A 14804-nucleotide genomic window follows, 5' to 3' on the forward strand; every position below is an offset into this window, starting at 1 on the left:
CCCCCCCCCCCCCCCCCCCCCCCCCCCCCCCCCCCCCCCCCCCCGTTTTTTTTTTCAAGCACACCACGCCATACGAGATGCAGCGTAGTCTCGTGGGCTCGGAGATGTGTATAAGAGACACCGCGTGGCTTATCCATAGCTTGTGCACACGAATCCCACAGGCGACGGCTAACAGGTGCCACGACGATCGGATGGTGCAGACAGCCGTGGCAGCCGCCAACCGATCCGTGATGACCCGTGCCGACGGGAGCTCGATCCGCGTCCTGGTGGTCGACGACGAACCCGGGCTCGCCGAACTGGTCTCGATGGCCCTGCGCTACGAAGGCTGGCAGGTGACGACGGCCGCGGACGGCGCCGCCGCGATCCGGTTGGCACAGCAGGACCCGCCCGACGTGGTGGTCCTGGACATCATGCTGCCCGATATGTCCGGCCTCGACGTGCTGCAGAAGCTGCGCGGCGCACGCCCGGACCTGCCATTGCTGCTGTTGACGGCCAAGGAGGCTCTCGAGGACCGCATCGCGGGGCTCGCAGCCGGTGGCGACGACTATGTGACCAAACCGTTCAGCGTCGAGGAACTGGTGCTGCGGCTGCGGGCGCTGATGCGGCGCAGTGGCGTGGCTGCCGACACCGGCGACGCCCGGCTGATCGTCGCCGACCTGATCCTCGACGAGGACAGCCATGAGGTGACCCGAAACGGCGACGAGATCCTATTGACGGCAACCGAATTCGAACTGCTCCGGTTCATGATGCGCAATCCGCAACGGGTGCTGACCAAAGCCCAGATCCTGCAACGGGTCTGGAACCATGACGACGACGGGCGCTCCAACGTCGTCGAACTCTACATCTCGTACCTACGGCGCAAGGTCGATGCCGGACGCACCCCGTTGATCCGTACCGTTCGCGGAGTCGGTTATGTCCTCAAACCGCCCCGCTGATCTCTGCATGCCGGCGCGGATCCGCAGCCCGCGCACCTGGTCACTGCAGACCCGGCTGGTGGTGGTGCTGGTGGTCCTACTGGCATGCGTATGTGCGGTCGTCGGTGCGGGAACCCTGCTGGCGACACAACGATTCCTGCTGCGCCAGCTCGACAACCAGGTGCGCGACGCGGCAGCACGCTCGGTGACGTTCTACGATCTCGGTCCGCCGCCGGGCGTCCACTTCGACGGGCCCGGTCCCGTATTCCTCGATGCGCCAGGGCAATCCACGGGCACCGTCGGCGCGGTCGTCGTCGGCGGCCGGATCACCGAAGCCGCCGTCATCACCACCGACGGTTCGCGCGACGAACTGTCACCGGATGCGGCGAGCCAACTGGTCGATGTGCCCACCAGTCATCCTGTGCGCCGATTCCTCGACGGCGTAGGCGAATACGAGCTGATCGCCACCCCCGCCTCCGACGGCAACCTCGTGGTGGCGGGTCTGTCGCTCGACGGCGTTAACCGGACCTTGGTGTCGCTGATGGGCATCTTCTGGGCGGTGGCCGCGGTGGCCTTGATCGTGGCGACGGTGGCCGGTGTGGTCGTCATCCGCAGGCAGTTCGCCCCGCTGTCCCGCGTCGCCCTGGCAGCCCGGCGCGTCGCGCAGCTCGAGCTCGGCCGAGGCGAAGTACGTTTTCCCACAGTGCTTGTCGGCACCGGCCCGCAGTCCCCGTACACCGAAGTCGGTCAGCTGGCCATGGCGTTCGACCAGATGCTGGACCGCATAGCCGATGGGCTGTCGGCCCGGCATACCAGCGAGATGCGGGTGCGCCAGTTCGTCGCCGACGCCAGTCACGAACTGCGTACCCCGCTGGCGTGCATCAGCGGCTACACCGAATTGGTCGCTCTGCGTGCCCCTTCCACGCTGCCGGAGGATTTGGCCTACGCCATCGGGCGCGTCGACGTGGAAGCCAAGCGCATGACTCAGCTCGTCGGGGACATGCTGTTGTTGGCGCGCCTGGATGCCGGACGCCCACTGGACTGCAGCGATGTCGACCTGTGCCTGCTCACCGCCGACATCGTCATGGACGCGCGGGTGACCGGGCCGGATCATCAGTGGTCGGTCAACGTGCCCGACGAACCGGTCATCGTCTCCGGCGAGAGCCTGCGGCTGCATCAGGTGCTGGCCAATCTCCTGACCAACGCGCGGATTCACACCCCACCGGGCACCCACGTCAACACCACACTGACGTGTCCCGATGGTGCGATGGCGGTGCTGACTGTCACCGACAACGGTCCCGGCATCCCCGAACACCAACTGCCCGAGATCTTCGAACGCTTCACCCGGGGCGACTCGTCACGGTCCCGCCGGGCAGGCAGCACGGGCCTCGGTCTGGCGATCGTCTCCTCGCTTATCAAGTCCCACAAGGGAACTGTGTCGGTGCACAGCGTCCCCGGGGAAACCACCTTCACCATCAGCCTGCCGAGAGTCCCGTCAGCCCACCTGATAACTCTCGCGTGACACGCGGAAGAAGTGTCCGCTGCCGGTGTCGGTGCACGTCATGCGCGCGACTTCGCTGACACAGGTGATGGGCCCCAACGAGGTGGACTGGCCGTCGTCGGCCGTCTCCCACACACCGGCGCCGCCGTCGAGCGCGGCATAGGAGCACCGCAGGAACGCGGGCCTGCCCGTGTCGAGGCGGAAGTCGCGGCCCGCATTGCCCGACGGGCAGGCCGCCCCGGTGGTCTCATCCCGCGAGGGCCCCGCAACGTAGGTGTGGTCGCTGATCTGGCAAAGGGCCACCGGAGCGTCGGTAGTGGGCGAGATGTCAAGCACACAACGGATGTTGCCGGACGGGGTTTCCAGGTGCACACGCGTATCGGCCGTGGCGACGGCGGGAGAGACGACGCACCCGGCGGCGAATGCCGCGGCGGTCGCGATGAGTATGGATCGTGGTGTCATGGCCATCAGTAGAGGGGCCCGGCTCAGTTACCGATCCCAAGTTCGGCCAACCACTGCGCGGCTACGATTCGAACCGTGTCAGGCCTCGAGGACCATCCCGTGGTGACGGTTGCCGCGGGCGCGGCAGCAACCGCTGTCGGCGGCGTGGTCGCGGTCTATCGCGGCGCTGAGCGGCTGCCCGTGCTCGGCGGTCTGCTCAAGCAGGTGCGCGGGGATCTGTCGGCACGCGGCGAGCGCGTCATCGCGGCGGGCATCGAACCGGTGAAGGCGGTCGTGACCGCCGTGGCCGTGCAGGTGGTCGAGATGGTTCTGGACGAACTCGACCTCAACGAGTTGGTGCGCCAGCGCGTGGACCTGGTCGGTCTGGCCAACGAGGTGGTCGACGGGATCGACCTGCCGACCATCATCCGCAGGTCGACCGATTCCGTGACCGCCGAGGTGATGACCGACGTCCGCAGCCAGGGCGAGCGGGCCGACGACATGGTGTCCGGGTTCGTCGACCGGTTGCTGGGTCGCGACCGGGACCAGTCGTGAGTGAGGAGGCGCGCCCGGCCGGAATCGTCAGCCGGGGGGTGGCTGCGGTCATCGACCTGGCCGTCGTCGGCATCGTGCTTTCGGCGTTGTACGTCGGCCTGATCCTGACGCGGTTGATGTTCGGCCCCACCACATTCAGCCTGCCGACCGTTTCGGCGATCTTCTCCTCGGCGGTGATGTTCGCGGTGTCGGTTCTGTACCTGGCGGGCTGCTGGGTGGTGTCGGGCTGCACGGTCGGGGCCGTGGTCATGGGGCTGCGCGTGGTCGGTCGGCGGTCTGAGCGACTCGGACCGGTGGTGGCGCTCCTACGGGCGGTGGCCTATGTGTTGTTCCCGCTCGGTCTGCTGTGGGTGGCGGTCGACAAGCGGCGAAGGTCGTTGCAGGACATCGTTTTGGGCAGTCGGGTGGTCTACGCGCGGGTATAGCGGTTGGATAAGCACCATGTCGAACCACTTCACCGGGTTGAGCCTCGGACCACCGCTGGGCGATCAGCGACTCGATCTGTGCGATCTGTATGCCTTCCAGTCACCGGCGGACCCGACCCGTACGGTGCTGATCCTCAACGCCAACCCGCAGGCCGACTTCCTGCACCCGGACGCGATCTACCGCCTGGCCATCGACAACGACGGTGACCTGCGCAACGACATCGCGTTCAGCTACGTGTTCTCCGAGCCCGCCGACGGCCGTCAGACCGTCGACGTGTACCTGGCCTCCGGTGACGACGCGGAATCACCCGAGGCCGTGGGGGAGCGGATCTTCGGTGGCGTCGAGGTGTCGTTCGGGAAGGAACCGGTGATCGCCCGCACGGATGACTACACGTTCTTCGCGGGTGCCCGCAGCGACGCCTTCTTCTTCGACTTCGATGGCATCAAGAACCTGTTCGACATCCGCGGCGGCCGCAACTTCACCGCACTGCACCTCAGCGGCCAATACCCTTGGACAGGCGTGGATTCCAACACCGAGGCCAACGTGTGTTCGATGGTCCTGGAGTTGCCCACCGCGCAGCTCGGCGCCGACCCCGACATCCGGATCTGGGGGCGGTGCAGCGTGCGCGTCGACGGTGAGCTGCAGCATGTGGACCGGGCCGGGCATCCGTCGGTGAGCAGCTTCTTCAACACCGACGACACCAAGCTGGAGTACAACGCCAGCGTGCCGATCCACGACCGGGAGCGCTGGATGGGCCAGTTCATCCACCTGCTGGGGCACACCGGTGGCTACACGGACGACGAGGCGATCGCCGCCATCGACGCCGAAGGCATCCTGCCTGACATGTTGACGTTCGACCCGTCGAAACCGGCCAAGTACCCGAACGGCCGCGTGTTCACCGACGACGTGATCGACTACCGGCTCGCTTCGCTGACCAAGGGGGAGTGCCCGCCGTCAGGTCTGAGCCCGCACACCGACACGTTGCAGGTGTTTCCGTATCTCGGGCCGCCGCACTGAGGCATCCACAGCGGCCTCTCAGTTGGTGTGCCTTACCTTAATTAGGTGATGCTATCCGACGCCGTGCCGAACCTGCTGATCGGTTTGCGGGAAGGCCTGGAAGCGGGCCTGGTGGTGAGCATCCTGCTGGCCGCCGTGCACAAATCCCCGCTGGCCGACGGTGCCCGCCGGCCCACCGCGCCGGTCTGGCTGGGTTTGCTGGGTGCTCTGACGGTGTCCGCGAGCTTCGCGGCGGTGCTGAGTGCGACGACGAGTTCGCTCGGCGGCGTCGGCCAGGACATCGTCGGGGGCTTGCTGAGCATCCTGGCGGTGGTGCTGGTCACCGCGATGATCTTCTGGATGTCGCGCACGGCGGCCCACCTGTCCGGCGAGCTCAGCGGCAAGGTGGCCGAGGCGTTGATGCTCGGCTCCGGGGCGTTGGCGCTGACCGCCTTCCTGGCGGTCGCCCGCGAAGGCCTGGAGACCACGCTGTTCTTCTGGACCGCGGCCAAGGCCGCCGGGGAATCGATCGGCCCCATCCTCGGCGGCGCCGCCGGCCTGGCGATCGCCGTCGTGCTGTGCTGGCTGCTGTACCGGCGCTCGGTGCGGATGAACCTCAAGACCTTCTTCACCCGCACGGCCGTGGTGCTCATCGTCATCGCCGCAGGCATCCTCGCCTACGGCATCGGCGATCTGCAGACCGCAGGCTGGCTACCGGGCCGGTCCTGGTACGCCTTCGACCTCAGTGGCCACATCTCCGCCGACTCGTGGTGGGTCACCATCATCACCGGCATCACCCAGCTGACCCCACGCATGACCGTGCTGCAGGCGCTGGCGTGGGCCGGCTACCTCGTCGTCGTCATACCGGCCTTCCTGCGGTCGTCGCAGCAGGCCCCGGCGCCGGCGAAGCCCGCAGAACCGTCGGAACCCTCCGCGGTGAGCCGGCTGATCGCCCACCGGCCGGTGGCGGTGGCCGTCGCAGTCGTCGTGGTGCCCGCCGTGATCGCCGCGACGGTCATCGCGCTGCTGCCCGGCGCCACCGCCGACGCCACCCGGGTGACCGTCACCGCCGACTCGTGCGCGGCGGACTGGTCCACCGTGCGCCCGGGCAACCAGACGTTCACCGTCGTCAACAACTCCGGCAAGACCGGTGAGATCAACCTCGTGGACGCCAATAACGGCGTCGTCGCCGAGATCGAGACTCTGGGCCCGGCCACCAGCGCGCCGATGACGGCCAATCTGGGCTCCGGCAGCTACAAGTTCACCTGCCTGCTGGCGGGGCAACCCGCGGTGGTCTCGCAGGCCAAACAGGTCAGCGGACAAGATGTTCCGGGTGCCCCGGCGTCGATCGTGCGCGTCACCGAAGACGACCTGAAGCCGGCCATGGCGGCTTACCAGTTCTACGTCGACGGTCTGCTCGCGACGCTGAGTGACCAGGTGCACCGCATAAGGGCCGACCTTGCCGGCGGGAACACCGCTGCGGCGAAAGCGGATTGGACGCCGGCGATGCTGACCTGGAACCGCGTCGGCGCCGCATACGGCAGCTTCGGAGACTACGGCGACGCCATCGCGGGTCTGCCGCACGGCCTGCCCGGCGGCGTGAACGACCCCGACTTCGCCGGGCTGCGTCGCCTCGAATACGGCCTGTGGCACGGACAATCGCCCACCCAGCTGATGCCGGTCGCCGATGCGCTGGCCACCGAGGTGGCCAAGCTGCGGGTCAACCTGACCGACGCCATGCCCGAGCCCGCCGACCAGACCAAGCGACCCCACGAGATTCTCGAGGACATGCTGCGGTTCCAATTGGCCGGCTACACCAACCAGGGTGCGGGTACCGAGTACGCGGAGACCGCCGCGTCGGTCGAGGCGACCCGCGCCGTGCTCGGGGAGTTCGCCCCACTGATCAGGCCACGTGCACCGAAGCTGTTGGGGCAGGCCAATTCCGACCTCGACGCACTGGATGCCGCGTTGCGTGCGACGCGCTGGGTGCCGTTGAGTCAGGCTTCTGCCGCGCAGCGTAACGCCGTCAACGCGGCGTTGGGGCAGGCACTGGAGACACTGGCGTCGGTGCCGCTCGTCATCGAACTACCGGTCAGCCGTTAGGAGCCGCAAATGGATGTCAGCCGAAGGCATTTCCTGCGTGGTGCCGCCGCAGGCGCCGCGGGGACCGCGATCACGGGTGCCGTGCTGCTCGAAGGCAAGGCGGTGGACGCCAACGCCGCGACCGTGGCCGCACCGCCCGAGCGCTATCCGTTCCACGCCGAACACCAGTCCGGCATCTTGACGCCACCGCCCGCCGAGAAGCAGAACTTCGCCAGCCACATCGCCTTCGACGTCACCGCAAAGGACAAAGCCGGGCTCGCACAGACTTTCGCCGCCCTCACCGAGCGGGCCCGGTTCCTCACCGCCGGTGGCACGCCGCCCGAACTCGGGATATCGCAGCCGCCTGCCGACAGCGCGGTGCTGGGACCGGTGATCCCGGCCGACGGGCTGACCGTCACCGTCGCGCTGGGCGCCAGCCTGTTCGACGGGCGCTACGGCCTGGCTGATCGCAAACCCGGCAAGCTCAAGCCGATGACGGTGTTCCCCAACGATTTTCCCGATCCACAGTGGTCACACGGCGACGTGCTGCTGCAGCTGTGCGCGAACAATCCCGACACCGTGCACCACGCGCTGCGCGACATCATGCGTAGCGTGCGTGGCTCGATGCAGATGCGGTGGCGCATCGACGGGTACAACTCACCGTCACGCCCGTCGGGCACCGGCCGCAACCTGCTCGGTTTCAAGGACGGCACAGGAAACCCCGTGTCGACCGACGCCGCCAACCTCATCTGGGTGACCGACCCTGCCGAGCCGGCCTGGTCGCACGGCGGCAGCTATATGGTGGTCCGGCTCATCCGGATGCTCGTGGAGTTCTGGGACCGCGTGTCGATCAACGAGCAGGAGCGCATGTTCGGTCGCCGCCGCGACAGCGGGGCTCCGCTGGACGGCAACAACGAGTTCGACAACCCCGACTATGCCGCCGACGCCAAGGGCAAGACCATCCCGCTCGACGCCCATATCCGGCTCGCGAACCCGCGCACACCCGCCACCGACAATCAGCGGCTGCTGCGGCGGTCGTACAACTACGACCTGGGCGTTGATCGCAACGGCAACATGCAGTCCGGGCACGTGTTCGTGTGCTTCCAGCAGGACATCGACCGGCAGTTCGAGACCGTGCAGAACCGGCTCAACGACGAACCCCTGGTCGACTATGTGCAGCCGTTCGGCGGTGGCTACTTCTTCGCATTGCCGGGCCTCGCCGACGATCACGACTGGTACGGCCGGGCCCTGTTGAGCTAGCTGAGTTGAGCCAGCCGAGTCGAGCCAGCCCGCCGAGTGGCCAGTTGTGCACGCAAATCGCCCAAAATGCGTGCATAACTGGCCACTCGGCAGGAAGACGCTACGGCTTGATGCGGATCTTGCCCGGCTTGTAGAGCCCGCTGTGGGTGGCGGTGCCGAGCTCGATCTGCGCCGGTGTCGCGTCGACGATGGTGTCGAATTTGCGCAGCGAGCCCCAATCACGGCCCCAGTCCTTGTTGAGGTACGCCGCCATCACACGTTGCCGCAGAAGGATATCCGTGATGCCCAGCAGGCCGCCGTTGAGGCCGTCCTCCCAGGTGTCGGTGTCCTTCATCTTGGCGTTGTAGTCCGGTGTGATGCGGAACTTCGGGATCTCGGTGACGCCGTTGGCGTGCAGCATCGGGTGCTGGCACGGGAAGGCCAGGCCCACCGCCCAATCCATCAACACTGGCTGCTCGGAGCCGACGTACTGCTGCACGGTCTTGACCTCGGGCACCCGCGGCGGGGTGACGGCGATCCAGTCGCCGGGTGTCAGTGACTTGTCCTCGGCGATGATGCGCACGAACGTCGCGTCGGCCGGGATCTGGCTGCGGTCGAACCGCAGGTTGCGCCACGACGGGATGGGCCCGAGGTCGTAGGGCACCAGCCGGCCCGCGGCCACCGGGGCACCACCAGGCCCCGGACGGCCGTATTCCAGCTCGACGGTCTGGCCCTCGGTGCGGCCGTTGAAAACGCTGTTGCCCGTGATGGTTCCGGCCGCGGTGACGACCACCAGCGGATGCCCGGCGTCGGGTGCGGGCAGCTGGTACCAGGCCGACGCGAGCTTGCTCTCCTGCTGCGCGGGCCCTTCCACGTAGCTGCCTGCCACCGGCACCCGGGCCGAGTCCAGGCCGTAGGGCAGCGGCACGGTCGAGCCGTTGATGCCCGGGGTCTTGAGCTTGGCCGCAGCATCCCAGTCCGCGTCGATGCCGGGCATCGGCACCGTCAGCCGGATGGCTTCGGCGACAATGTGATCCGGCACGCCGTTGGGGGTGAAGCCGGTCGGTGCCGCCCCGCCGAGCGGCCCGAGCGGACCGTAGTCACCGGGCAGCGGGGTCAAGAAACCGTTGTTGGGGTCGGGTTCGACCAGGACGTCGTCGGCCAACCCGCAGCCACCGGCGAGTGCCTGCAGGTTCGACGACGCGTTGGAGTAGGTCCCGGCCTGACGCACGACGCCGTAGAGCATCGAGCCGACGAACACCACACACATGAATCCGGCCGCCACGGGCACCGGCGCCGTGGTCAGCAACCGCGTCACCCTGCTCTCGGTGCCCGGCCGGAAATGCAGCCAGAATGCCCACAGCGCAGTGACGATGAACAGCGTGAAGAAGATGGCGCTCACGGTGATGCCACCGATGGCCGGTTTGTCGTTGTTGAACGGCACGCCGTAGCTGGAGACGTACCACCAGCCGTTGGTGGTGGCGAAACACAGTGCCATCACGAACAGTACGGCCGAGGTGAACGCCATGCGGTTGCGCGCCGAGCGCAGCACCACCGGCGAGGCCAGCACGGTGACCACCGCTGCCATCGCCGCGCCCACGGCGGCGAACAGGCCGAAGTGGTGCACCCACTTGGTCGGGGTGAACATCAGGCAGAACATGGTCGCGAAGATGATGCCCATCAAGCGCCACACTGGTCCGCGGGCCACGCCGGGAACGCGCTTGCGCCGCAACATGATGAACATCGACGTGAACAAGCTCAGCGCGGTGATGATGAACCCGAACCGGCGGGACAGCGAGCCGTCGACGGTCGGCAGGATCAGGTAGTAGTACCGCAGATTCTCGGTGTACCAGGCCTGGCTCGGTCCGATGGCCGTGCGAATCCTGGTGGCTTCCAACACCGTTGCCAGTGTCTGGTCGGCGAACACCACGGTGAGGATCACGGTGCCCGCGGCCAGCAACGGCAGCACCAGCGGCCACACACCGACCCGGCGACGGCGGTGCACCAGGATGCGCAGCAGCGGACGGCCACCGGCCAGCAGCGCGGCCACGGCGATCAGGCCGGTCGGTTGAATGCCGAGGGTGAACGCCGCCGCGATGATCGCCAGCGCCGCGGGGGTGAGTCGTTCGGAGATGATGGCGCGCTCGATCAGCACGTAGGTGATGAGTGCGCCGGTGGCGATCTGGCCCTCGGGACGCAGACCGTTGTTGAACGGCATCCACGCGGCCATCAATACCAGGCCTGCCGACCACAGCGCGGGCTTGCTTGCGATGACGGCAGGCCCGAGCCGGGGCAGCACCTCACGCGAGAGCAGCAGCCAGCACACCAGTGCGCAGATCAGGTCGGGCAGTCGCATCCAGATGCTGGCGTCGCTGACGTGGGTCATCAGCGCCAGCAGGTTGTAGAACCAGCCGAACGGGTCTTCCGGGCTACCGAACCAGCGGAAGTAGTTCGACATGTATCCGGCGTGATCGGCCACGCGGGCCATCTGCAGGATGTAGCCGTCGTCGGACGAGTTGGCGCCGATCACGTGCCACACCAGGAACCCGCCGACCACCACCACGTCGACCGCACTGAACGTGCGCCACCGCGACGGGATCAGGCTGTGCATCCGGCGGCCGTCGAGCCGGTCGAGGCGCCACAGCGCGAGCACCGCGATCACGGTGGCCGCGATACCCAGCAGCATGGCCGTCAGCTTGAGCGCCGTAGGTTTTGTGGTGAACCGGGTGTCGATCGTTGCCGAGAGCGAAAGCCCCTGCGGCGCAGGTCCGCTCAGCTCGGTGAAGACGCCGACGATCGACGGCCGCAGGTTCGGGTCGGCGAAGCCGGTGCGCAGCTCTTTACCGTCGGCACCCGTCAGCCCGACGAACGTTGCAAACGTGCCCGCCTCAGACGATGTGATCTCGATGCGCGAGCAGCCCGGGGGCCCGACGGCTTTTTCGCGCGGCACGCTGGAGATCACGACGTTGCGGTCGGTGATGTCGACGCGCTTGCTGGTGACGTTGACGAACAGCGCGTTGAGCGGGGCCTGCCTGCCCTCCTTGGGTGCGGTGCCGAACACGAGGCCGCCCTCGGGCGGTAGCGAGCGGATCAGGTCACACGGGATCGTCGCCGTCATCTTGACCGGGGTCTCGGTGATCAGCGGTGCGGTGACGCTGTTGAGCTGACCCCCCTGGGGCCAGTTCAGCGTCGCCGTCGTCTGCACCACCGGCAGCAACGGCGTGAGCACCGAGCACAGCAAGCCGATCAGGCCGGCGATCATCGCGACCCAGCGGGCCGTCTTCACGTCTTTCGCCGCCGTCGGCGCACTCTCGGCAGGCTTCACTTCTGTCGTGGTCATGGCAGAGCCCGGATCGGTCCGGGTCGGCTCCAGCCGAACACTCGCTTGGTCCCCTGATCGATGGTGGCTACGGGTGCCTGCTCAGGCGGCACCACCGGGTCGTATTTCTCGATCGAGCCCCAGTCCCGGTACCAGTCATTGCGCAGGTACGTCGGGATCGTCGACGTGCGCAGCAGCGCCTGGATGAACAGGAAGGGGCCGCCCTTCTGCGCGGACTGCCACATATTCGACGACACCACCACTTGCTTGACGTTGGGCAGGATGCGGTACTGCGGCAGTTCGGCGACACCGAGGTGCTCGGAGAACGGGCGCTGGCACGGGAAGTTCGCGGCGGTCGCGATGTCCATCATGATGGGCGTCTGCGAGCCGAGGAACTGCTGCGCGGTCTGCAGCGTCGGCACCCGCGGCGGGGTGAAGCCGAACCACTGGTCGTCGCTGAGGTTCGGGTCGTCGGCGACGATGCGGGCCACGTTGGCCTCCGGCGGCGCCCAGGCCAGCGGGAAACGCAGGTTGCGCCAAGCGAATTGGGCGAACACGTCGATCGGCTGCACCGAGTCGAGCGCCTGGTAGCTGCCGTCGGGACGGTGCACGCCCCACTGCAGCTTCAGCGACTGGCCGTAGTGGAATTCGTGCTCTTCGTCGTAGTACCAGATGGCTCCGGCGGCCGCCACGGTGACCAGCGGCCGGTCGGGACTGCGCGGCGGCAGCTGATACCAGGCTGAGGTGGCCTTGGCCGCGACGGTGTTCTCCTTATAGCTACCCATCACCGGGGTGCGGGCAGGGTCGAGGCCGAACGGCAGGTACACGCGGGATCCGTTGACGCCGACCGGACCGTAGCCGCCACCGGTGCCCGCGGCGTAGGCGATGCCGACGTTGGGCTTGTTGGGCGAGCCGTCGGAGTTCACGGTGCCGGGGTTGGCGACGACGGGTTTCGGCGGTTCGAGCGTGTCGCTGATGCCGTTGGGGTTGAAGCCGACCGGGTTCTCACCGCCGAGCGGCCCGTACTCGCCGTAGGTCTGGCCAGGTACCGGCTGCAGCATGCCAGCGTTGGTGTCGGCTTCGACCAGCACGTCGTCGGCCATCGCGCAGCTGGTGTTCGAGAGCCCCGAGGCCAGGGCCCGTACGTTGGCTGCCGCCGTGGTGTAGACGGGGTAGCGCTGGACGAAGCCCTTGGCCATCGAGCCGACTTCGAGCACGACCATGATGACGGCGACCACGAGCAGCGGTGTGGAGGCCAGTACCCGGTTGCGGCGGGTGTCGGCCACTTCGGTGTGCCCGGCGTAGTCGATGCGGAAGTGCAGCCAGCCGGCCAGGACACCGGTGATGATGGCCAGCACCAGGAACATCGACGTCACCGGATGCCCGGCGATCACAGGCTGACGGTCGAACCACGGCACGCCGTAGTTGCCGATGTAGAACCAGCCGTTGATGCCGGAGGTGGCCCAGGCCAGCACGAACAGCAGCGCCGTCACATACAGCGCGAGGTTGCGTCGGCTGTGCAGGCCGACCAGCGCGAACGCGAACGCCGTCACCCCGCCGAGCGCACCGGCCAGCCCGGCGAACTCGCCGAACTGCACGGCCCACTTGGTCGGAGTGAAGTGCAGCAGTAGCAGGCCGATCGCGGTGACACCGAGCAGCCGCCACACCGGCCCACTGGCCAACCCGGGCACCCGGCCCTTGCGCAGCAGCACGGCCATCATGCCGAACAGGCACAACAGCATGGTCAGCACCGCGAACCGCCGGGTCAGCGAGCTGTCCACGGAATCTTCCACGGTGAGGAAGTAGTAGCGCAGGAATTCCTGGTACCAGGAGATGGTCGGCCCGACGGTGTACTTGATGCGGGCCGATTCGGCAACGGTGGCCAGGGTCTGGTCCCGGAAGACGATGACGAAGATCAGCGCCGCGGAGCCGGCCAGCCCGGCCACTGCCGGTAGCACGATGCGCCGCGCGCGGATGATGCCGACGACGGCGCGGGCACCGACCAGCAGCGGGGCCAGCGCGATGAGTCCCTGCGGGGCCAGTGTCACGCTGAACATCGCCACGATGATGGCCAGGCACGCAGGCCACACCCGATGGGTCGCGATGGTCGCCTCGATGAGAGCCCACACCGCGAGCACGCCGAACGCGATCAGCGGCTCGGGCCGCAGGCCGTTGTTGAACGGCAGCCACGCCGCCACGAACACCGCGCCGGCCGTCCACACCGCGATGCGGTTGGTGGCCATGCGGCGGCCCAGCCTCGGCAGCACCCAGCGGCTCAGCAGCAGCCACGTCGCGATACCGGCGAGGGTGGCGGGCAGGCGCATCCACACGCCGGCGGTGCTGATCGCCGCGAGGTGCGCCAGCACTGACTGATACCAGTCGAACGGCGCTTCACTGGTGCCGAAGTAGCGGAAGTAGTTGGCGTGGTAACCGGCATCGGCGGACACCCGCGCGATGGTGAGGTTATAGCCGTCGTCGGAGGAGATGGCGCCGATGAAGTGCCACAGCAACAGGGTGCCGACCACGCCTGCGTCGGCTATCCACGTCGCGACCGGAACCCGCAGGAACCGGCGCCACGGGTTCGAGGCCCGCCTGCCGCCCAGGCTGTCCAGCACGGCCAGCGCCACGATCGAGGCCACCACGCAGACCACGCCGAGCACCATCACCAGCATCTTGAGCGCGGTCGGCTTGGTGATGAACCGGGTGTCCACGTCCACGCGGGCTGACAGGCCCGGCTGCGGCCCCACCTTGAGCTCGGTGAAGACACCGGCGACCTGGGGTTTCTTCTCGACGGCCGCGGTGCCGGTGGCGCCGGGGATGCCGATGAAGTCCGCGCCGACGCCGCCGACGTTGGCCCATACGTGCAGGGTGCTGCAGGCGCCGGAGGCGACCGCGGCCCGGGGGGCCACCGCGGTGACGGTGTCGCGGAAGGCGACGAAGACGGTGTCGGCGGTGGCCCGGACGAACAGGCCGTTGCGGGTGGCGTCGATACCGCCCGGCGGAATGGTGGAGAACACCAGCCCACCGGCCGCAGGCAGGGTGCTCACGGCGGTGCACGGCATCGACACGTCGAGGGAATGCGGGGCCCCGGACACCAGCGGTGCCGTGATGTCGGTGATGTTGCCGTCGGTGCCGGTGCCCTGCGGCCACAGGACGGTCGCGGTGGTTTGGCTGACCGGCAGCAGGGGTACCAAACCGCACAGCACCACACCGACGACGCCGGCGATGATCGCGATCAGGCGTGCGATGCGGGACCGATCAGTGGCTGCACTAGCTGTCTCTGGTTCATGTCGCTCATCGCCCGGCACGAGGCTCGATGGTATGCGACCCA

The 14804-nt window shown here is 67.8% G+C and carries 10 protein-coding genes; 7 read left to right on the forward strand and 3 right to left on the reverse strand.

All coding sequences use genetic code 11. The features are described 5' to 3' along the window. The first annotated feature begins 230 nt into the window (after nt 1-230). Both A5784_RS34380 and A5784_RS34385 read left to right on the forward strand, forming a co-directional pair. Nucleotides 231-935 (forward strand): response regulator transcription factor, encoded by a 705-nt coding sequence (locus A5784_RS34380; RefSeq protein WP_082945260.1) that lies wholly within the window; start codon nt 231-233, stop codon nt 933-935. After that, nucleotides 913-2436: a sensor histidine kinase gene (locus A5784_RS34385; protein WP_064949349.1), complete on the forward strand. Its 1524-nt coding sequence runs from the start codon at nt 913-915 to the stop codon at nt 2434-2436. The genes A5784_RS34380 and A5784_RS34385 overlap by 23 nt, the downstream gene beginning before the upstream one ends. On the opposite strand, the gene A5784_RS34390 is transcribed toward A5784_RS34385, so the two are convergent. Next, nucleotides 2410-2877 carry a hypothetical protein gene (locus A5784_RS34390; RefSeq protein WP_156750937.1) on the reverse strand — a complete coding sequence of 156 codons (468 nt, stop codon included), beginning with the start codon at nt 2875-2877 and terminating at the stop codon, nt 2410-2412. The two genes, A5784_RS34385 and A5784_RS34390, sit on opposite strands and share 27 nt — an antisense overlap. 99 nt (nt 2878-2976) lie before the next feature. Here A5784_RS34390 and A5784_RS34395 point away from each other — a divergent pair, with 99 nt between their 5' ends. From A5784_RS34395 to efeB, 5 genes are read left to right on the forward strand one after another with little or no spacing between them, the layout of a single operon-like run. Further along, nucleotides 2977-3411 carry a hypothetical protein gene (locus A5784_RS34395; protein WP_082945261.1) on the forward strand — a complete coding sequence of 145 codons (435 nt, stop codon included), beginning with the start codon at nt 2977-2979 and terminating at the stop codon, nt 3409-3411. Further along, complete coding sequence (locus tag A5784_RS34400; protein WP_064949352.1) at nt 3408-3836, forward strand: RDD family protein; 429 nt, start codon at nt 3408-3410, stop codon at nt 3834-3836. The genes A5784_RS34395 and A5784_RS34400 overlap by 4 nt, the downstream gene beginning before the upstream one ends. Nucleotides 3837-3852: 16 nt before the next feature. Continuing rightward, a complete protein-coding gene (locus tag A5784_RS34405) occupies nt 3853-4854 on the forward strand; it encodes a DUF4331 family protein (RefSeq protein WP_064949353.1) in 1002 nt (333 codons plus the stop codon). Between the two features lie 45 nt (nt 4855-4899). Further along, nucleotides 4900-6936, forward strand: coding sequence for an iron uptake transporter permease EfeU (efeU, locus tag A5784_RS34410; RefSeq protein ID WP_064949354.1), 2037 nt, complete (start codon nt 4900-4902; stop codon nt 6934-6936). A gap of 9 nt (nt 6937-6945) precedes the next feature. Next, entirely contained in the window at nt 6946-8175 is a 1230-nt protein-coding gene (gene efeB, locus A5784_RS34415; RefSeq protein ID WP_064949355.1) for an iron uptake transporter deferrochelatase/peroxidase subunit, read from the forward strand. A gap of 100 nt (nt 8176-8275) precedes the next feature. Here efeB and A5784_RS34420 read toward each other — a convergent pair whose 3' ends face one another. After that, entirely contained in the window at nt 8276-11494 is a 3219-nt protein-coding gene (locus A5784_RS34420) for an arabinosyltransferase domain-containing protein (protein WP_064949356.1), read from the reverse strand. Then, nucleotides 11491-14781 carry an arabinosyltransferase domain-containing protein gene (locus tag A5784_RS34425; RefSeq protein ID WP_064949357.1) on the reverse strand — a complete coding sequence of 1097 codons (3291 nt, stop codon included), beginning with the start codon at nt 14779-14781 and terminating at the stop codon, nt 11491-11493. Before A5784_RS34425 ends, A5784_RS34420 begins: the two co-directional genes overlap by 4 nt. Nucleotides 14782-14804 lie beyond the last annotated feature (23 nt).

Origin of the sequence: Mycobacterium sp. 852013-50091_SCH5140682, from assembly GCF_001665685.1 — a bacterium.
GTDB lineage: Bacteria > Actinomycetota > Actinomycetes > Mycobacteriales > Mycobacteriaceae > Mycobacterium.